This is a genomic window from Peptococcaceae bacterium, from assembly GCA_024655825.1.
In the GTDB taxonomy this organism is placed as follows: Bacteria; Bacillota; Peptococcia; order DRI-13; family PHAD01; genus JANLFJ01.
In genome coordinates this window covers 74,764-94,398 of the sequence record JANLFJ010000005.1, presented here as the reverse complement: position 1 = coordinate 94,398, position 19,635 = coordinate 74,764, and the positions used below count along the sequence as shown (strand labels likewise).

The following is a 19,635-nucleotide window of genomic DNA, read 5'->3' as shown; positions in this document are numbered from 1 at the left end:
CCCCTTCTTTTGATCACACTTCTTTTCTCTCAACCAGTTTATTATCCACATAAACCTCTATAAAACATTTACCCTGATAGTTTACCAGTTCCTTTACCGTTTCACCGCTGTAATGGTATTTTTCGTAAACTACCTGCCTGCTTTTTTCATCGTCAACCACAATTTTCACTCTTCCGCTTTGCGGCAGGGTAACGCTGACCGAATACTGCCCGCCCGCCGGGCCTGGCCCGGCGCTCACGACAAGGTTTACCACGGAACCCTGCAGGATTTCGCTGTCCACTCCCGGGTCCTGACGAATTACAACGTCCTTGGCGTACTTATAACTAGTCTCTGGCTGGACGACTCCAATAATGAGGTTATAATTCTGCAAAATCGACTTGGCCTGGCTTAAAGTCAAACCGGTCAGCGCCGGCATTTTTACCCAGATAGGCTCCGCACCTTTACTGACAATAAGGTTAACCGCCGTCCCCTGCACCACTTCCTTGCCGGCAGCAGGTTCCTGATTAACAACCTGGCTGGAAGGTATCTGCTCGTGATAGACCCTGGTAATTTCACCAACTTCCAGTCCCTCGTTGTTCAGGGTGACCTCGGCAGTAAGCAGCGAACTGGTAAGGACATTGGGCACTTTTACCATGGTGGGGCCGTCGCTGACAACGACTTCCACCTTGCTGTTCCTTTTAACAACCTGCTCGGCTTTTGGGACCTGCGAGATGATCAGGTCTTTGGGTATACGGGGGTGATTCTCCCTCCTGACCAGAACAAGGTTGAGATTGGCCTTGCTGAGAACCTGGCCCGCTTCCGTTATGTTCATTTCCACAACATCAGGAACCCCAACCTCTCCACGGGCCATCACCGCTGCGGAAAGGTACATTCCCAGGATGAAACCAATCACCATCAGGGAAATCATAACCCACGTCCATATTTTGAATGGAACAGCCAGGTCGTCCCTCCTTTGTTTTTTCCGGACGAGTTTGGGGATGGTGACCGTGTCTTCCGGCATTTCTTCCTCCTTTGTCCCGTCCCTTGTTTTATTGTAAAGGAGCGCCGAAACCAGATCCTGCCTCAGTTCGTTTACGGACCGGTAGCGCTGGAAAGGCTCACTCGCCATTGCCCGCAGGATAACTCTTTCCATGGCTTCTCCGATTTCCGGATTAAGCTTGCGCGGCGGTTCTGGTTCGCCGTGTATCTTTTTCAGGGCAATGCTGATTGGTGAATCCCCTTCAAAGGGAAGCCTTCCCGTCATCATTTCATAAAGCACAACTCCCAGGGAATAAATATCCGACTTCTCGTCAGCTATTTCCCCCCTGGCCTGTTCCGGTGAAAAGTAATGAACAGAGCCCATAATGCTGCCGGTATGAGTCACGGTTGCTGTGGAGACCGCCCTGGCGATTCCGAAATCTGTGACCTTTGCCCTGCCGTTTTCCATGAGAATTATGTTGTGCGGCTTGATGTCACGGTGAATGATCCTGCTGCTGTGGGCGTGTTCCAGGGCATCGCAGATCTGCCTTGCTATCTCGACAGCCTCTTTAAGGGGCAGCCGGCCTCTTTCCCGGATCGCTTCCTTGAGGTTGCGCCCTTCCACCATTTCCATAACCAGGTAATAAACCCCGTTATCCTGTCCCACATCGTAAATGCTGACAATGTTTCCATGGGAAAGGCTGGCGACAGCCTGGGCTTCTCTCCTGAAACGGGCGACGAATTCTTCGTCGCTGGTCAGCTGTTCCCGTAAGACCTTGATAGCCACAATCCTGTTTAGATAAACGTCTTTAGCCCTGTAAACCAGCGACATGCCACCGCCGCCTACTTTTTCAAGCACTTCGTACCTGTTTCCCAGAAGCCGACCTATCACCAGCTCTCACCTCTTTCCTTGCAAAGATATAATAGCAAAAATATCCTTAATCACCCTTCATTGGCGACAAGCACAACCGTAATATTGTCCGTGCCGCCTCTTTCCAGGGCCAGGGCCACCATCCGGCGGACTTTTTCCTTCAAAGACCAGTCCTGCTTTAAAATATCCTCGATTTCTCTGTCGGAGACGTGACAATAAAGCCCGTCCGTGCAAAGGAGAAGAAGGTCTTTCTCCTGAGCCGGTAAGGACATAATATCGACCTGGGCCACTTTCTGCGTGCCTAAAGCCCTGGTTAGAATGTTGCGCTGTGGGTGGTTCTGCATTTCTTCAAAGGTCAGGCTCCCGGTCTGGAATAATTCATTAACCAGCGAATGGTCGCAAGTCAATAGAGAAAGGCTGCTGTCCCTGAACAAGTAGGCCCTGCTGTCGCCGATATGGGCCAGGTGGATTAATCCGTCTCTGAAGAGCGCGGCGGTAACTGTCGTCCCCATTCCATAATATTCCTGTTCATTTTCCCCTGACTTTAGGATCATTTCGTTTGCCCGGCTAACAGCATACTGCATCAGGGCAGGCGCTTCCTTTTCACTCTCATTATTGATCAATTCGTCCAGGACTTGAACAGCCAGCTTGCTGGCCTTCTGGCCGCCGACATGCCCACCCATTCCGTCGGCAACCGCAAACAGACCCCTTTCGGGAGAAACCAGGTAATTGTCTTCATTTTCCTTCCTGATCAGGCCGACATCGGTCAAAGCATCAAAAAGCAAACCCTCTCACCTCGCTCCTTCCAGCCAGCTGTCCACAGGCCGCTGCTATGTCCACGCCTTTTTCCTCGCGGACTACGGCATCAAGTCCCATTTTCCTCAGCAGTTCGGCAAATCTCCTGGTATTTTCAGGCTTTGGCCTAGAAAAACTCGCGCCAGGGACAGTGTTGACAGGGATAATATTCAAATTGGCTTTCAGCCCTCGCAAAAGTTGGGCCAGCTGTCTTCCGTGTTCCTGGTCGTCGTTAAAACCCTTAATGAGAGCATATTCGAAGGTGATCCGTCGCCCGGTCTTCTCGATATAACGGCGGCAGGCAGGGATCAATATTTCCAAGGGGTATTTCTTATTGACCGGCATAACCCTGTTCCTCAGCTCGTTATTCGGGGCATGCAGCGACACGGCCAGGACAATGTCAATATTTTGCCTGGCCAGCTCATCAATTTGGGGTACCAGCCCGCAGGTTGAGACGGTTATGCGGCGGATGCCGATGTTTTGCCCTTGTTTATCATTTAGTATTCTAATACTTTTCAGTACCGCTGGCAAATTTAAAAGCGGTTCGCCCATACCCATGTAAACAATATTGCCTGCCTTAAACGCCGGCGTTTCCTTCCGCCTGAGCCTTGTCGTATCAAGGACCTGCGAAACTATTTCGCCTGCGCTCAAGTTTCGCCAAAAACCCATTTTCCCCGTGGCACAGAACGAGCAACCCATGGGACACCCGACCTGCGTTGACAGGCAGATCGTATGCCTGGCCTTTGTAACGTCACCTTCATGGTATAACAATACGGATTCAATGGTTTTATTATCTCCCAACTTCCACAAGTACTTGCGTGTGCCGTCCTCGCTCACCAGTTCTTCCTTCAATTCCAGCGGCCGCAGGTAAGTCTTTTCAGCCAACCAAGCCCTGGTCTTCTCTCCGATGCTGCTCATTTCCTGCCAGCACGCAACAGCTTTTTTCTGCACCCAGCGAAAGACCTGTTCGCCCCGGTATTCCTTTTCTCCCGCGCCTGCCAGGAGTTCTTTTATCTCATCGAGTGACAGTCCCCTGATGTCCTGCCTTAAACAATCTTCCATTCTCAATTTCTCCACTTATTCTTGCTCAATAAACTTTTTCCAGCCCGGCAATAAAAAACCCCTCCATACCGTCTTTAAACGGCAGGTACTGGCGAAAACCCAGGGCATTATCCCTTTTTTCTTGTTCATCCGAAGGCCTGTACGGGAGGAGAGGGTTCAAATCAACGCTCCTTATTCCCCGGTGTATTCCCTTTATTCTCTCCACGACACCCGCATTTTCCTCCGGTTCAATAGTGCAGGTGCTGTACACTATCCTTCCCCCGGGCCGGACAAGCCGGACGGCATTGTCCAGGATTTGAGCCTGCAGGTCGGCAAGAACCTTAATATCCTCCTCTTTTTTTCGCCAGCGTGAATCCGGCCTGCGTCTTAACACGCCCAAACCGGAGCACGGCGCGTCTACCAGAACCAGGTCATATTTTTCGTCAGGCTCCCAGCCTGCGCTGGCCGCATCCCGCAGTCTCGTTTCAATGATCTTGATCCCCAGGCGGGCTGCGTTATCCTCGATCAGTCTGAGCCTGTGTTCGTGCACGTCGCAGGCCACTACCAGCCCCTTGTTTTTCATTAACTGGGCCAGGTGAGTGCTTTTCCCTCCGGGACCGGCACAGGTGTCGAGAACGACCTGTCCCGCTTGGGGCCTGAGAACATGGGAAACAAGCATGGAACTCTCGTCCTGTACCGTAAACAGGCCCTCCTGGAACGAGGGCAGTGAACCGATGTTTGGACCTTCCTTTAGAAGCAGTGCTTCCGGCACCCGGCTGCCCTTTTCCACGACGCACCCTTCCTCTTTTAACCGGCTGGCCAAGCGCTCAGGGCTTATCTTCAGCGTATTAGTCCTTATCCATAAATCGGCCGGCCTGTTGTTGAACTCGCATATCTCCCGGCTGGCCTGAAAGCCGTAACGGGCAATCCAGCGTTTCACCATCCAGAGAGGGTGGGAATGGACCACCGCCAGGAACCGGGCCGGATCGGCGGCGCAGTCCGGCCATTTCACCTGTTTGGGGCAGCGCAGGTAACTGCGGAGCACTCCGTTGACCAGCCCTGCCACCCCGGCATGAAAAAGCTTTTTCGCCAGCCTGACTGCCTCGCTGGTAACGGCAAAAGGCGGTACCCTTTTCATAAAAAGCAGCTGATAAAAAGACATGCGCAGCAAAAGGCGGGGTCCTGTTTCCAGTTTGCCCGTTTTTTTAACCAGCTGGTCGATTATCCAGTCCATCTTCAACTGGTATCTTACCGTACCGTAAACAATTTCGGTAACAAACGCCCTGTCCGAGGAAGACAGTTCATGCCTGTCTAAATAATCGTCAAGGGCCAGGTTGGCGTAAGCCCCCTTTTCTATTTCCGTCAGGATGCGGTAGGCCGCTTCCCTTGGCATCTACTCGTCCCTGCGCCCGAATATGCCTGCTATCAGCAGGAGCCTCACCAACTGCAAAAGGCCCATCAGGGCTGCGGCTACGTACGTCAAGGCCGCCGCATCCAAGACGGCCTTGGTCCCTTTTACCTCCGAGGTACTGATGTACCCGCCGGCCTGCAGGGCGACAAGCGCCCGCCGGGAAGCGTTGAACTCGACCGGCAAGGTTACCAGCTGGAAAAGAACAACAGCGGCGAACAGGTATATCCCGATTTTCACCATCGTATAACTGAAAAACAAACCGATGAAAAACAGCGGAAAAGCCAGCGTGGAACCGAAATTGGCCATCGGCACCAGGCTGTTCCTGATATTGAGCGGGATGTAACCGGCGTAATGCTGGATGGCGTGCCCCGCTTCATGGGCAGCCACGCCCAGGGAGGCCAAAGAAGTGCCCCTATAGACCTGCGGTGAAAGCCGCAGCGTTTTTGTTCTCGGGTCATAGTGGTCGGTCAAGTTTCCCTCGATCATTTCGACCTCGACCTGCCTGATCCCTTCGGAATCAAGGATTGAACGGGCCACTGCCGCGCCTGTAACTCCGCTGCCCGAAGCCACCCGCAGGTAGCGGGCAAAAGTAGATTGGACCTTGGCCTGGGCGTACATGGCCAGGATCAGCCCAGGTATGACAATGATCATGCTTGGATCAAAAAACGGGTTGTAATACATTTTACCTTAAACCTCCTTTGAGAAAAAATTGAATGGCTTCCTCCACCTTACCGTAATCCACTTTAGTGTTAAAGCAAGGCCCTTCAGGACGTTCGTTCACGATCCCTATCACGGGCAGGCCGGCAATATCCTGGATTCCGCTGGTCAGGTCCCGCTCGCAGGCAATCGCTACTATAGCCTCCGGTTTAACATCTCTTACCACCTTGCGGGCGAAAGTGCCGCCGGTCACCACCCGCAATTGGACATCATAGCGCCTGGCAATCTTGAGCAGCGTCGAAACCGGGCACCTGCCGCACTCCCGGCAGTTGTGGACATCGATGGTAATTTTGTGGGGACAGTATACCCACTGGAGGCAGTGGGGAGCCAGGATTATTATGTTTTTAAACGGCCGGGCATAATCCCTCCCTCTGACCAGGTGGTTGGATACATTTATAAAAGAATTTTTGACGCGGTCCTCGCTTAAACCCAGCCCTTTACCTATCGCTATCGCCAGGGGAAAGAGCATGTTTGTCGCGGAGAGCATAATGTTATGCAGCAGCGGAATTGTCCTGGCCCGCCATAAACTCCAGACCATGGCCGCCAGTCCGGTTACGAGCATGAACAGAAGAAAAACGACTGCCGCGGTAATAAAGGTTAGTATAATTTTATTGATTACCAAACCCCTGTATGAAACCAGCCACCAGGCGCCTGCAAAAAGTAAGAGCAGGAAAAACAGGCTGATCACCAGAAGCCCGATAAATAAACGTTTTCGCATAACAAACCCCACGCTGTCAGCTTTCGAATAAAAACCCTTCCCGCAAACGGTAACCGTTGATAAAACTGCTTGCGGTCATCGCCTTTTTACCTTCAGGCTGTACCCTGGTAACCAGTACGGAGCCTTCTCCTGCTTGTACTACGAAACCCTGTCCCTTGACGATATGCAAAACAGTTCCCGGGAGAGCTTCTCTACCGCTTATTTCCCAAACCTTCGTTTCCCTTATCTTCAAAATACCGCCCAGGTAACCTGTATGGGCTCCGGGCCACGGCTCCAGCCCCCGCACCAGATTGTGCACCTGCCCGGCAGGTTTGAACCAGTCAATTTTTTCGTGCTCCGGTTTTAAAATTGGCGCATAGCTGGCTTCTTCTTCTCTTTGTTTTTGCGGCCGTATCTCGCCCTTTACCCATAGAGCCAAAGTCTTTACGAGAAGCTGCGCGCCAACCCGGGCCAGCAGGTCATGCAGTTCTCCGCTGGTCATGTCCGGCGTTATTACCACTTTTTCGGACAACAGTATGTCTCCCCTGTCCAGACCTTCGTTCATCAGCATGGTCGTAACCCCTGTTTCCCGCTCCCCGTTGATAATGGCCCAGTTGATCGGCGCTGCCCCGCGGTAGGCCGGCAGCAGCGAAGCGTGAACATTTATGCAACCAAGGACCGGCAGTTCGAGCAGCTCACGCGGCAAGATGCGGCCAAAAGCTGCCACCACAATGATTTCTGGCTTAATCCTAGCCAGCTCATCCCGAAACCATTCCTCTCCCAGTTTGGCCGGCTGGTAAACATTCAGCCCCAGTTTTATCGCCTCTGCTTTGACCGGGGAATAGACTATTTTTTGCCCGCGTCCGCTGGGCCGGTCCGGCTGGGTGACTACCCCCGCCAAGTTGTAACCCGCTTCATGCAGCGCTTGGAGCGAAGGCACGGCGAAACCGGGTGTGCCCATAAAAACGATTCTAGTTTCTTCAGCCATCAAAACCACTCTATTCCACCGGCCTGAGGTTCTGGGCCCTGTCAATGAACAGAATGCCGTCAAGGTGGTCGATCTCATGCTGCAATGCCCTGGCTAAAAGCCCTTCCCTGACCAGTTCCACGTTTTCTCCGCTGCGGTCAAGTCCTTTAACCTTGACCCGGAAAGCCCTGGTCACTTCACCAACAATACCCGGAATGCTGAGGCACCCCTCAATATCCGTTTGTTCCCCCTCGCTCATGACGATTTCCGGATTTATCAGCTCAATGTATTCTTCCTCGGTCTCCACGATAATTACCCTCTTGGAAACGCCTATTTGCGGCGCAGCCAGCCCAACGCCGTTCGCTGCTTCAAGCGTGGCTTTCATGTTGTCCAGCAGTTTAATGATGCTGGCTGTGACCTGGGGCACGGTTTTAGCCTTTTCCCTCAATATGCTGTCGCCTTTTTTTATAATCTGGTAAACCGGCATCTGAGCCCTCCTTTTACACCCTGCGGCATCGAATAAAATTAAAGCAGGTTTTGCGGTTCAACATCAATTATTACCCGCGGTTCCAGACTCAATTTCTTGGTTGTTTCGCGAACTGCGGCTGCCAGTTCCTGCAGCCTTTCAAGCCGTTTCCCTTTTAACAGCAGATGATGCCGGCAGCGCCCTTTTAAAAGGTACAGCGGGGCAGGAGCCGGTCCGATTATTTCGGTATCAACTTCAACATTTGTACCTATTTTTATTTTAAGCATTTTTGATAAATAATCTACCCTTTCCATGACTTTTTTCTCTTCCGTCCCGCTCACAAGTATCCTCACCAGGTGATAAAACGGCGGGTATTTCAACACCCGGCGGTCTTCAATCTCCTTTTTGAAAAATGCTTCGTAGTCATGGCGCGCCACTGCCGGGTACACGTAGTTCTCTGTGCTGTAAGCCTGTATGATCACTTCTCCTTTTATTTTACCGCGGCCCGCCCTCCCGGCAACCTGGGCCATGAGTTGGTAAGCCCTTTCCGCGCCCTGGTAATCCGGTATGTTCAAAAGCGCATCGGCGTTGATGATCCCTACCAGGGTAACGCCTGGAAAGTCCAGGCCCTTGGCAACCATTTGCGTGCCGATCAGGACCTGGCTTTTCTTTTGCTGGAACTCCTTGAGAATCCTGGTATGACTGCCTTTGGTCTTGGTCGTATCCGCATCCATCCGGGCATACCTGATACCCGGCAAAAACCTTTCCAGTTCCTGGGCCACCCTTTCCGTGCCTGTACCGTAATAATTCAGGAAATGGCTCCCGCATAAAGGGCACCTTACGGGCACAGCTCTTTTGTACCCGCAGTAATGGCACAATATGCTGTTTCCTGACCGGTGGTAAGTTAAAGAAATCGAGCAGCGCGGGCAGTTCATCGTTTTCCCGCATTCGCGGCATAAAAGAAATGTATGAAACCCTCTCCTGTTCATGAATAAAATAGCCTGCTCCCCCTGGGCAACAACCTTTTTCAAAGCCTCTTGAAGATAACTGCTGAAAATTCCGCCGTTTCCTTCTCTTCTATCTTTTTTCATATCAATTATTGTTACTTCCGGCAGGGGGCGGGACGCTGCCCTCGTCTGAAGGCGCAGCAATTCGTAGTTCCCTTGCAGGGCAAGTTTAAATGACAACAAGGAGGGCGTGGCGGAACCCATTACCAGGAGTGCCCTGAAGCGATCGGCCAGTTCAAGCGCCACCTTCCTGGCATCATAACGCGGGTCCGGTTCGTTTTGTTTATAGGTGTTTTCATGTTCTTCATCAATAATGATCAATCCCAGGTCGGTGAACGGAGAAAATACAGCCGAGCGTGGACCCAGGACAATCCTCGCCTCTCCCTTCCTGATCCGCAGCCACTCGTCAAATCTTTCGCCGCCAGACATGCCGCTGTGCAAAACAGCCACCTTCTCTCCGAAGGATCCCAGAAGGAGAGAAGCAACCTGCGGTGTCAAGGCAATCTCTGGCACAAGGTAAAGAACCTGCCGCCCAAGCTTTAAGATTTCTTCCATGACCCTGAGATATATTTCCGTCTTGCCGCTTCCGGCAACCCCAAACAGCAGCCACTTTTTTGTTTCACGTTTTATTATAGATGAATATATTTTATCGAAAACAAGCTGCTGTTCGCAATTCAAGACCTCAGGTCTGCGGCTGTCCATTCTTTCCGCAGGGAGACCATTTCTTCCGGTTTTCTTTTCTGTTTTTGGCGGTATTATTTTTCTTTGCAGTTCAATAAGCCTGTTTTTCGAAAGGAACTCCAGCGACTGCTTCACGTCCGGACCGAAACACCTGCTTATTCTTTCTCGTGTTGCCGCGCCCTCTTCTTTGAGAAGCGATAAAATATCCTCCTCCATTTTCCCCAGGAGCAAATGTTCGAACGGTTCCCTGCTGCCGGCAACAAACACCTCGATCTCCTTTTCCTTTTGCCTCATGGCCGGCGGAAGGAATAAAGACACGGCTTTATTAAGTGAACACACATAATACTCGCTTAGCCAGATGGCTATCTCAAGACCGGTGCTCGTTAGAGACATCCACTCGTCCAGGACGCTTTCCACCGGTTTAATATTCGCTCTGACAGCCGGTCTCTCGTCGAACACCCTGAGGACAAGTCCTCTTTTTTTATGCTGCTTTAAGGGCACGACGACCAGGCGGCCGCCCTCAACTCCGGCCGTGTGTTCCGGCACATGGTATGTCAGCACCTGGTCCTGACCGCTCTTCGGCTGCAGGATTAATACATCTGCAAACATCCTTCACCCCGCGCAAGCATTAAATGGTTTTTTCTCATTAATTAACCGGGAACTGAATGTTCCCGGCAGGGTTAGTTTCCTTATAGTTTAAAGTATTTTTTCAATTCTCCCACTTTGTCCAGTCTTTCCCAGGGCAGGTCAAGGTCAGTGCGTCCGAAATGCCCGTAAGCCGCTACCTGCTTGTATATTGGCCTGCGAAGATCGAGGTTTTTGATAATCGCCGCCGGCCGCAGGTCGAACAGTTCCCGTACGGCCCTTACTATTTCTTCGTCATCAAATTTCCCGGTGCCGAAAGTATCCACCATAATGCTGACAGGACGGGCCACTCCAATGGCATAAGCCACCTGTATTTCGCACTTTTCGGCAAGCCCCGCCGCCACAATGTTTTTGGCCACGTGTCTTACTGCATACGCGGCGGAACGGTCAACTTTTGTCGGGTCCTTGCCGGAGAAAGCCCCTCCGCCGTGCCGGGCCATTCCCCCGTAAGTATCAACTATGATTTTACGCCCGGTTAGACCGGCATCGCCGAGTGGACCGCCAACTACAAACCTGCCGGTGGGGTTTATCAGGTAGCGCGTTTTCCTGTCGATCATTTCGGCAGGAACAATCGGGATGATAATTTCTTCAATAATATCGTCCCTGATGTTTTGGGTTTCCACGCTTGGGCTGTGCTGCGTAGAAACAACGATTGTATCCACCCTCACCGGCTTTCCGTTTTCGTATTCCACGGTCACCTGGGACTTCCCGTCCGGCCTGAGGTAGGGAATAATTCCTTTTTTTCTCGCCTCGGCCAGCCGCCGGGTAATCTTATGGGCCAGGGAGATGGTCATAGGCATGTATTCTGGCGTTTCGTTCGTCGCATAACCGTACATCATGCCCTGGTCGCCCGCGCCGATAGCTTCAAATTCCTCGTCTTCTGCATCTATCCCCGTTTTGGCTTCCAGCGACCTGTCCACACCAAGGGCAATATCCGGCGACTGCTCGTCGATAGCCGTAAGCACGGCGCATGTGTCCCCGTCGAAACCGTATTTCGCCCTTGTATAACCGATGTCCTTTACAATCTGTCTAACGATTTTGGGAATGTCCACATAACAGCTTGTGGTTATTTCTCCGAAAACAAGCACCAATCCCGTTGTTACCGACGTTTCGCAGGCAACCCTGGACATGGGGTCTTCCGTTAAAAGCGCATCCAGGATGCCGTCCGAAATCTGGTCCGCTATCTTATCCGGGTGTCCTTCCGTAACCGACTCCGATGTATAAAGTCTTTTGCTCAATTCAACATACACTCCCTTTCTTTTAAAATCCTGGTTGCCTCTTCTAGAATTTCCCTGGCCACGCTGTCTTTTTCCATCAGGGGGAGTTTTTTCTCCCTGCCATCAGCGAAAATAAGGGTTACCTGGTTCGTATCCCCAGCAAAGCCGGCGCCAGGCTTGGTAATGTCGTTGGCAACGATAAAGTCCAGGTTTTTTTTAGCTATTTTTTCAGCCGCGTTTTTTATGACTCCGGTGGTTTCTGCAGCAAACCCGACCAGGATCCTGGAGCCTTTCCTTTGTCCCAGTTCTGCTAATATGTCCGGGTTATTTTCCAATTCCAAGCAGAGCCCACCGGCTGATTGTTTCTTTATTTTTTCAACGGATCTTGTTTTTGGCCTGAAATCGCCGACAGCAGCGGCTTTTATAATTATGTCGCTGTTTTCGTACTCGCTGATTACTGCGTCCTTCATTTCCTGGGCCGTTTCTACTTTTATTAACTTGACGCCTGAAAACGGCCTGAGTGCGGAAGGCCCGCTGACCAGGGTCACATCAGCGCCAAGCAGGCGCCCCTGCCTGGCGATGGCGTAACCCATTTTCCCCGTACTGTGATTGGTTAAAAACCTGACCGGATCCAGTGGTTCGCGGGTGGGACCAGCAGTTACCAGTACCTTCTTCCCGCAAAGCGGCCTTTCTTTCACCAGGAGTTCTTCAGCCCGTTCCAGAATTGTCTCCAGATCAGCCAGGCGCCCTTTGCCCTGGTAGCCGCAGGCCAGTTCTCCCTCTTCAGGCTCTACGAAATGGTAGCCAAATTCTTTCAATTTTTTTATATTTTCAATAACAATTGGGTTCATATACATATTGACGTTCATGGCAGGCGCCAGCAGGACCGGGGCCTTTGCAGCCATAATTACGGTGGTGAGCAGGTCGTCCGCAATCCCGTGACACAACTTGCCGATTATATTTGCGGTGGCAGGAACAACCATCACCAGGTCCGCGCTGTCGGCAAGCCCTACATGTTCCACCTTCCACAACCGTGGTTCATCGAACATCCCGGTAAAGACGGGGTTTTGCGAAAGAGTGCGCAGGGTAAGAGGAGTAATAAACTCCCGGGCAGCTTGCGTCATCACGCAATATACCCGGGCTTCTTTCTTTTTCAGCAAGCTGACCAGTTCCGCGCTTTTATAAGCGGCTATGCTGCCCGTTACGCCGACAACAATGTTTTTCCCCTTGAACAAAGCCGTTCCCCCTTTCCAGCCGCCGCTCCACGCTGTATCTACCATCATTTGTTTATTTTATGCCGCTCTTGGTGGACTCGAAAAGCACTTTTCCGCCAGCTATTTCTTCCAGGGCCACGCTGACCGGCTTTAATGATTCATTATTCCCTTTTTCCACCAGGGGATTGGCTCCCTCCGTCAACATGCGTGCCCTTTTGGCCGCTGCCACCACCAAAGCGTACTTGGAATCGACTTTTTTCATTAACTCATCTATTGAAGGCTGGCGCACATAGACACCTCCCGTAATATTTACCTGCTTTTTTTATGTACCCGGCATCTTTCGGCCGTAATAATGCATTGTATCCTGGCAACGGCCAGAGATACTTCATCGTTTACTACCAAGTAATCGTATTCCGCCAGATGGGCCATCTCCCCGTCCGCTTGATCCAGTCTCTTTTTAATTTCTACCTTGTCTTCGGTCCCTCGCCCGGTAATCCTGCGAACAAGTTCTTCCTTAGAAGGCGGCGCAATAAAGATGAACACTCCTTCCGGCTTTTCTCTTTTCACCTGCAGGGCTCCCTGGACATCTATTTCTAAAATGCAGTCCTTGCCTTCCCCCGTTATTTTTTCAACAAACTCCCGGGGAGTGCCGTAGTAATTGTCATATACCCTGGCCCATTCCAAGAAAGCGCCTTTTTTAACCAGGTGAAGAAACTCATCCACATTGTAAAAGAAATACTCTCTACCGTCAGTTTCACCTGGACGCATCTTCCTGGTGGTAGCAGAAACGGAATAGGTCAGGTCGGGGCACTTTTTTAAAAGCTCACGGCAGATAGTCCCTTTGCCAACCCCGGAAGGGCCGGAAAGAACTATCAGGTTACCCCTGGAACCACGATTGTCAGCGAGGTTGCACATGCTTTTTCTCCATTACATAAGAGGATCTTCTACTGGCAGCGACTCTTTGGTTCCCAGCCTGTTAGCAACAGTCTCCGGCTGGACAGCAGACAAAACAACGTGATCGCTGTCCATAATAACTACTGCCCGCGTCCGCCTTCCATATGTGGCATCAATCAGCATTCCCCTGTCGCGGGCTTCCTGAATTATCCTCTTGATCGGTGCCGATTCCGGACTGACAATGGCAATGATGCGGTTGGCCGAAACTATGTTCCCGAAGCCGATATTTATCAATTTAATAGACATATAAACCTCCTGGCCCGTTTATTCAATGTTTTGTACCTGTTCACGCAGCTTTTCCAGCTCGCACTTCATTTCCACCACGTGCCGGGTTATTTCCATGTCACTGGCTTTTGAACCGATGGTGTTGACTTCCCTGTGCATTTCCTGGATCAAAAAATCCAGCTTGCGGCCTACCGGGCTGTCTTCTTCTAAAGCTTCTATAAACTGATTAAAATGGCTTTTTAATCTGGTAAGTTCTTCGTCTATGCTGCTTCTGTCCGCAAAGAGCGCAATCTCAAGCTCGACACGGTTTTCGTCAACTTGGCCGCTGTTAATTATTTCTTTTAGCCGGCTGTGCAGTTTATCCCGGTACTGGCTTACCACGAAAGGGCTTCTATCTTCAATCTTGTTATGCAGTTCATGTAAGTAATCTATACGGGCTTTAAAATCGGCTTCCAGTTTTTCCCCCTCTTTTTTTCTCATCTCCAGCAAAACAAGGAGAGCCTGTTCAAGGGCAGGTTTTACGTCCCGCCAGATTTCATCAAGATTTTCTTCGGTTTCCTCCACTTTCATAACATCCGGCATCTGGGCGATTTCAACCGGCCTCAAGTTCAAAGGCATATCGACAATTGTTGCCAATTCCTTCAATGCTTTATAATACGCCAAGGCTAATTCTTTGTCAACTTCAACCTTGATTTTGTCGCCGCCCGCGTTTTCCAGATTCAATTTTACTTCAACCCTGCCGCGCGAAACATTTTTTAGCACTTCCCGGCGCACATTTTCTTCCAGCAGTGTATACTGGCGCGGCAGTTTAACCAGGACCTCGTTGTAGCGGTGGTTCACCGATTTTATTTCCACCGTCACCTGCTTGTGGAGACCCGTGTTTTCCCCCCTGCCGAATCCCGTCATGCTTTTAATCAATTTTTACCTCCACAATTTCTTTAATAATTATGACAGTCATAACCTTAAAACTCCACTTTGCCCAGGTGTTTTTCCAGGCGAGCCAGTCCCTCCTTGATCCGCTCGTCGGAAATAGTGACGGAAATGCGGAAATATCCTTCGCCGTACTGGCCGTAGCCGTTGCCTGGCGTAACAATCACTCCCGCTTTGTCCAGCACGTACTCGGCAAAAGAGGCCGAAGTGAATCCCCGGGGAACGGGAGCCCACAAATAAAAGGTGGCTTTGGGTTTTGGCAAGTTCCAACCCATCTTGTTTAAACCTTCTACAACCAGGTCCAATCTCCTTTTGTATAAACCGCGCAATTTTTCAACCCCGTCCTTCGGCCCGGTCAGCCCTTTTATTGCCGCGTACTGGATGGCCTGGAATTGCCCGGAGTCCAGGTTTGACTTGAGGCGGCCGAGCGATTCCACAACGTCGGTCCGGCCGGCAGCCCATCCTATGCGCCAGCCCGTCATGTTGAACGGTTTGGAAAGTGACCCGAACTCAATCCCCACATCCTTGGCCCCGGGAACTTCAAGGAAGCTTACCGGCTCGTAATCGCCGTAAGCGAGTTCCACATAGGCGGCATCATGACAAACGATTATCTCGTATTTTTTTGCAAACTCCACCACTTTGGAAAAGAAATCCTTCCCGGCCACGGCGCCGGTAGGGTTATTGGGATAATTGATAAACATCAGCTTGGCTTTCCTGGCCACATCTGCGGGAATGCTGTCCAGGTCCGGCAGAAAACCGTTCTCTTTCAAAAGCGGCATGGGATAACCTTCACCGCCTGCCAGCAGTGTGCCTATCCCGTAAACGGGATAACCCGGATCAGGAATTAGGTTGATGTCGCCAGGGTCCACATAACAGAAATTGATGTGTCCTATCCCTTCTTTCGAGCCGATCAGGGTTACCACTTCTTTTTTAGGGTCCAAGTCCACACCGTGCGTCTTTTTATAATACTCGCTAACCGCCTGACGGAAAGAAAGCAGTCCCACCGAAGACGGGTACTGGTGGTTGGCGGGGTTTTGCGCTTCCTTGCACAGTTCGTCGATGATGTACTGGGGAGTAGGCTGGTCGGGGTCTCCAATACCGAAGCTGACAATGTCAATCCCCTTTTCCCTGGCTTCCTCGATCTTCTTCTCAATGCGCGCGAACAGATAAGGTGGCAGTTTTTTAATCCTTGTCGCTTCCATAAACCAATCATCCTTTCTTCATCCGATTAAGATTCAATCAGGCTCGTATCTGATATTTCGCCCCGGAAAACCTCCATGGCCGGACCGGTCATGTAGACATGATTGTTTTTGGCCCACTCCACGTCAAGAAATCCTCCCGGCAGTTGGATCCTGGCCTTTCTGCCGGTCTTTTTATTCAGCACCGCCGCAACCAGCACGCCGCAGGCCCCGGTCCCGCAAGCCAGGGTGGGTCCGGCCCCTCTTTCCCAGATCCTCATTTTCAACTCGTGGTCGCTGATCACTTCAACGAAATGGACATTTGTTTTCCTGGGAAATACTGGATGTTTTTCTATCGCCGGGCCGTACCGGTACAGGTCAACTTTTTCTACATCGTCTGCAAAAATCACGCAGTGCGGGACACCCATCAAGAGGCAGGTTACCCTGTACGTTGTGTCCAGCACCTCCAGGGGTTCGTCGATGGCCTGTCCCTCCGGTCCCAGCATGGGAACGGCGCTCTTTTCCAGCGCAGGTTCTCCCATGTCTACGGTTACCCCCTTTACTGCTCTCCCTTCCAGGACAAGGCGGGGGACCATCAGGCCGGCCAGGGTTTCCACAGAAAACTCATCCTTCACCACATAACCAAGTTCATAAACCAGTTTGGCGAAACAGCGGATGGCATTGCCGCACATCTCCGCTTCGCTCCCGTCAGAATTGATGATCCGCATCCTGATGTCTGCGCGGTTGGAAGGCAGTATAACCACAAGGCCGTCAGCCCCAATACCAAAATGCCTGTCGCACATTCTCCAGGCAGCTTTGGATAAATCGTTCGGGAGGTTTTCCTTAATACCGTCGATAACAATAAAATCGTTGCCCAGCCCGTGAACTTTGCGAAATTTCATCCTTCGAAAACCTCCTATGCTCTCAAGGAAATAATTCTTCTCTTTCTCCTGATTTTAACAGTACGGTACAATCCCTGCAAGAGGGTAGTTCCTATCGACAGGCTGATGATTAAACCCCAAGGCCATAATTCCAGCGGGACAGTCCCGAAAAGTCCCTGGAAAGCCGGGACATATATGACCGCCAGCTGCATGATGATTGAGCAGGTTACGGCTCCCACAAGGTATGGATTGCTTAGAAAACCAAGGTCAAAAATGGAATAGCGCTCCGACCTGCAGTCGAATACATAAAGCAGCTGCACAAACACTAGTGTGGTAAAAGCCATTGTCCTGGCCAGTTCTAAATTTTTTCCACCGGCAAAAAATCCAGTGATATATACAAACAATACGGCCGCGGTGATAATAAACCCTCTCACGATTATTCTCCTGCTCAATCCATGAGCAAAAATGTTTTCTCGCGGGGACCGGGGGCGACGATTCATGATGTCCGGGTCGCCGGGATCAAAGCCTAGGGCCATGGCCGGCAGCCCGTCGGTGACCAGGTTCATCCACAGGATCTGAATCGGTATCAGCGGCAGGGGCAAGCCCAGCAGGGTAGCGGCGAACATGGTCATGATCTCCCCCGCATTGCAGGAGAGAAGATAACGTATAAATTTCCTGATATTGTCGTAAATGATCCGGCCTTCTTCGACGGCAGCCACAATAGTGGCGAAATCGTCATTCCCCAGGACCAGCGACGAAGCTTCCCTGGTAACGTCAGTTCCCGCGATTCCCATGCTCACGCCGATGTCGGCCTCCTTTACCGCCGGAGCGTCATTTACGCCGTCTCCAGTCATGGCCACAATGTGCCCTGCGTTTTTGAGGGCCCTCACGATCCTGATTTTATGTTTGGGAGAAACACGCGCAAAAACCGCCACCTGGTTGATAATGTTCCCCAACTGGTAATCGCTCAAACCGTCAAGTTCTGGCCCGGTCAGAACAAGCTGGCCTGGGCCGGTTATAATCCTCACCTCTTTAGCTATGGCCTCCGCCGTCCTTTTATGGTCTCCGGTAATCATGACCGTCTTTATCCCCGCCGCCCTGCATATTCCCACGGCCTCCCGGGCGGTTGCTTTCGGCGGGTCAATCATCCCGGCGAGAGCAACAAACACCAGATCGGTTTCTATACCGGATTCGTCTTCCAGGTTGAAACCTGCCGGAATTTCTCGAAAGGCCAGTCCCAGCACGCGCATGGCTTCGCCAGCCATTTCCTCGTCGGCCTGCAGGACCGCCTTTTTTAGTTCTGGTTTTAATGGAACGATTTCATTATTCCACCAGACCCACCTGCAAAGATCCAGGAGTACATCCGGCGCTCCCTTGCAGTAAACATATCTTTTCCCGCTGCCCTTCGTTTCGTAAACGACGCTCATCCGTTTTCTTTCGGAATCAAAGGGTATTTCCCTGACCCTGTTCTCTTTTCTTTCCAGCGTTTCACGCCACAAGCCGGCCTTTGCGGCAGCAACCAGCAGGGCCCCTTCGGTCGGGTCTCCTTCCACCTTCCATGCTTGCCGGTCGCCGTTCCTGAAAAGCCCCTTAATGGTTATATTATTCTTCCGGAGAGAAGCATTATTGCACAAGGCCGCAATTTTCATCGCTTGATCAATTCCGCCCTTATTCTTTTCCGTCCATGACTCGTCGCCTGAACAGGTTAGCCGGCCATGCGGGTCATAACCTTCACCTGTGACCTGCACCGTTGTTCCGGCCAAGTAAATCCTGCGCACTGTCATTTCATTCTTGGTGAGTGTTCCGGTCTTGTCAGAACAGATTACCGTTGCACAGCCGAGAGTTTCCACCGCATGAAGTTCCCTAACGATAGCCTGCCTTTTTACCATTTTTTGCACCCCGGCAGCCAGAGTTACAGTAACAATGGCGGGAAGCCCCTCAGGAATGGCGGCTACAGCCAGGCTAACCCCGGTAAGAAACATCCCGTAGGCAGGTTCACCGCGCATTATTCCAGCCGCGACCACCAAGGCAACTACCGCCAGGCAGGCCATGACCAGCCAGCGTCCGAGATGGGCTAGCCTTTTCTGCAGCGGTGTATCCTCATCTTGGACCTGCTGGATATACCCGGCAATCTGGCCCATTTCCGTTGCCATTCCTGTTCCTACAACCACCCCCGTTCCCCTGCCCCTGGTGACGACCGTTCCCATGTAGCCCATGTTTTTTCTATCGGCCAGTGTCGTTGATACAGCAAAAGTCTCCTGGGGACGTTTTCTTGCCGGCAAAGACTCGCCTGTCAGCGTAGCCTCGTTTACCTCAAGCTGGTTTGCTTCAATAATTCTTAGATCAGCCGGAATAAGGTCTCCCGTTTCCAGCACCACAATGTCTCCGGGGACAACCTCTTCAGCCGGCACCCTCAATACCCGGCCCTCTCTGATCAACCTGGCCTCAGGCGCGGTCATCTTTTTCAGGGCATCCAGTGACTTTTCAGCCCGGTACTCCTGTATAAAACCCAAAACTGCATTCAAGACAATTATGAACAAAATGGTAAATGAATCGGCATACTCACCGAGAAATCCAGAAACAACGCTGGCAGCCATCAGGACCAGCACCATAAAATCAGTGAACTGTGAAAAAAAAATGAACACAGGAGACACTTTTTTTTGTTCTTTTAACCGGTTTGGGCCAACAAGTTTAAGGCGGCGCATCGATTCTCCTGCAGACAAGCCTTTTTGGGCTTCAACCATAAAATCTTCCAGCACTTCTCGTGCAGTCATCGCATGC

18 protein-coding genes are annotated in these 19,635 nt (G+C 51.4%); all 18 read right to left on the bottom strand.

What is annotated here, in order from left to right; genetic code table 11:
* Nucleotides 1-13 precede the first annotated feature (13 nt).
* Nucleotides 14-1,849 carry a Stk1 family PASTA domain-containing Ser/Thr kinase gene (gene pknB, locus NUV48_03400; protein ID MCR4441184.1) on the bottom strand — a complete coding sequence of 612 codons (1,836 nt, stop codon included), beginning with the start codon at nucleotides 1,847-1,849 and terminating at the stop codon, nucleotides 14-16.
* Between the two features lie 50 nt (nucleotides 1,850-1,899).
* A complete protein-coding gene (locus tag NUV48_03395) occupies nucleotides 1,900-2,613 on the bottom strand; it encodes a Stp1/IreP family PP2C-type Ser/Thr phosphatase (protein MCR4441183.1) in 714 nt (237 codons plus the stop codon).
* Nucleotides 2,603-3,685, bottom strand: coding sequence for a 23S rRNA (adenine(2503)-C(2))-methyltransferase RlmN (gene rlmN, locus NUV48_03390; GenBank protein ID MCR4441182.1), 1,083 nt, complete (start codon nucleotides 3,683-3,685; stop codon nucleotides 2,603-2,605). The genes NUV48_03395 and rlmN overlap by 11 nt, the downstream gene beginning before the upstream one ends.
* A 25-nt stretch (nucleotides 3,686-3,710) precedes the next feature.
* Nucleotides 3,711-5,057: a 16S rRNA (cytosine(967)-C(5))-methyltransferase RsmB gene (gene rsmB, locus NUV48_03385; protein MCR4441181.1), complete on the bottom strand. Its 1,347-nt coding sequence runs from the start codon at nucleotides 5,055-5,057 to the stop codon at nucleotides 3,711-3,713.
* Nucleotides 5,058-5,756 carry a zinc metallopeptidase gene (locus NUV48_03380; GenBank protein ID MCR4441180.1) on the bottom strand — a complete coding sequence of 233 codons (699 nt, stop codon included), beginning with the start codon at nucleotides 5,754-5,756 and terminating at the stop codon, nucleotides 5,058-5,060.
* 1 nt (nucleotide 5,757) lies between these two features.
* Entirely contained in the window at nucleotides 5,758-6,510 is a 753-nt protein-coding gene (locus NUV48_03375) for a DUF116 domain-containing protein (GenBank protein MCR4441179.1), read from the bottom strand.
* A gap of 16 nt (nucleotides 6,511-6,526) precedes the next feature.
* Nucleotides 6,527-7,477, bottom strand: a complete 951-nt coding sequence (gene fmt, locus NUV48_03370; GenBank protein MCR4441178.1) for a methionyl-tRNA formyltransferase — start codon at nucleotides 7,475-7,477, stop codon at nucleotides 6,527-6,529.
* Nucleotides 7,478-7,487: 10 nt separating this feature from the next.
* Entirely contained in the window at nucleotides 7,488-7,943 is a 456-nt protein-coding gene (def, locus tag NUV48_03365) for a peptide deformylase (GenBank protein MCR4441177.1), read from the bottom strand.
* Between the two features lie 38 nt (nucleotides 7,944-7,981).
* Nucleotides 7,982-10,219, bottom strand: a complete 2,238-nt coding sequence (gene priA, locus NUV48_03360; GenBank protein ID MCR4441176.1) for a primosomal protein N' — start codon at nucleotides 10,217-10,219, stop codon at nucleotides 7,982-7,984.
* Nucleotides 10,220-10,299: 80 nt separating this feature from the next.
* Entirely contained in the window at nucleotides 10,300-11,493 is a 1,194-nt protein-coding gene (gene metK / locus NUV48_03355; protein MCR4441175.1) for a methionine adenosyltransferase, read from the bottom strand.
* Entirely contained in the window at nucleotides 11,490-12,707 is a 1,218-nt protein-coding gene (gene coaBC / locus NUV48_03350; GenBank protein ID MCR4441174.1) for a bifunctional phosphopantothenoylcysteine decarboxylase/phosphopantothenate--cysteine ligase CoaBC, read from the bottom strand. Before coaBC ends, metK begins: the two co-directional genes overlap by 4 nt.
* 52 nt (nucleotides 12,708-12,759) lie before the next feature.
* Nucleotides 12,760-12,975 carry a DNA-directed RNA polymerase subunit omega gene (gene rpoZ, locus NUV48_03345; GenBank protein ID MCR4441173.1) on the bottom strand — a complete coding sequence of 72 codons (216 nt, stop codon included), beginning with the start codon at nucleotides 12,973-12,975 and terminating at the stop codon, nucleotides 12,760-12,762.
* Nucleotides 12,976-12,995: 20 nt separating this feature from the next.
* Entirely contained in the window at nucleotides 12,996-13,601 is a 606-nt protein-coding gene (gene gmk, locus NUV48_03340; protein MCR4441172.1) for a guanylate kinase, read from the bottom strand.
* A 12-nt stretch (nucleotides 13,602-13,613) separates the two neighbouring features.
* A complete protein-coding gene (locus NUV48_03335) occupies nucleotides 13,614-13,886 on the bottom strand; it encodes a DUF370 domain-containing protein (GenBank protein MCR4441171.1) in 273 nt (90 codons plus the stop codon).
* An 18-nt stretch (nucleotides 13,887-13,904) separates the two neighbouring features.
* Nucleotides 13,905-14,783, bottom strand: coding sequence for a YicC family protein (locus NUV48_03330; protein MCR4441170.1), 879 nt, complete (start codon nucleotides 14,781-14,783; stop codon nucleotides 13,905-13,907).
* Nucleotides 14,784-14,827: 44 nt separating this feature from the next.
* Nucleotides 14,828-15,997, bottom strand: coding sequence for an LL-diaminopimelate aminotransferase (locus NUV48_03325; GenBank protein ID MCR4441169.1), 1,170 nt, complete (start codon nucleotides 15,995-15,997; stop codon nucleotides 14,828-14,830).
* A gap of 26 nt (nucleotides 15,998-16,023) precedes the next feature.
* Nucleotides 16,024-16,875, bottom strand: coding sequence for a diaminopimelate epimerase (dapF, locus tag NUV48_03320; protein ID MCR4441168.1), 852 nt, complete (start codon nucleotides 16,873-16,875; stop codon nucleotides 16,024-16,026).
* A 14-nt stretch (nucleotides 16,876-16,889) separates the two neighbouring features.
* A complete protein-coding gene (locus NUV48_03315) occupies nucleotides 16,890-19,628 on the bottom strand; it encodes a cation-translocating P-type ATPase (GenBank protein ID MCR4441167.1) in 2,739 nt (912 codons plus the stop codon).
* Nucleotides 19,629-19,635: the final 7 nt, after the last annotated feature.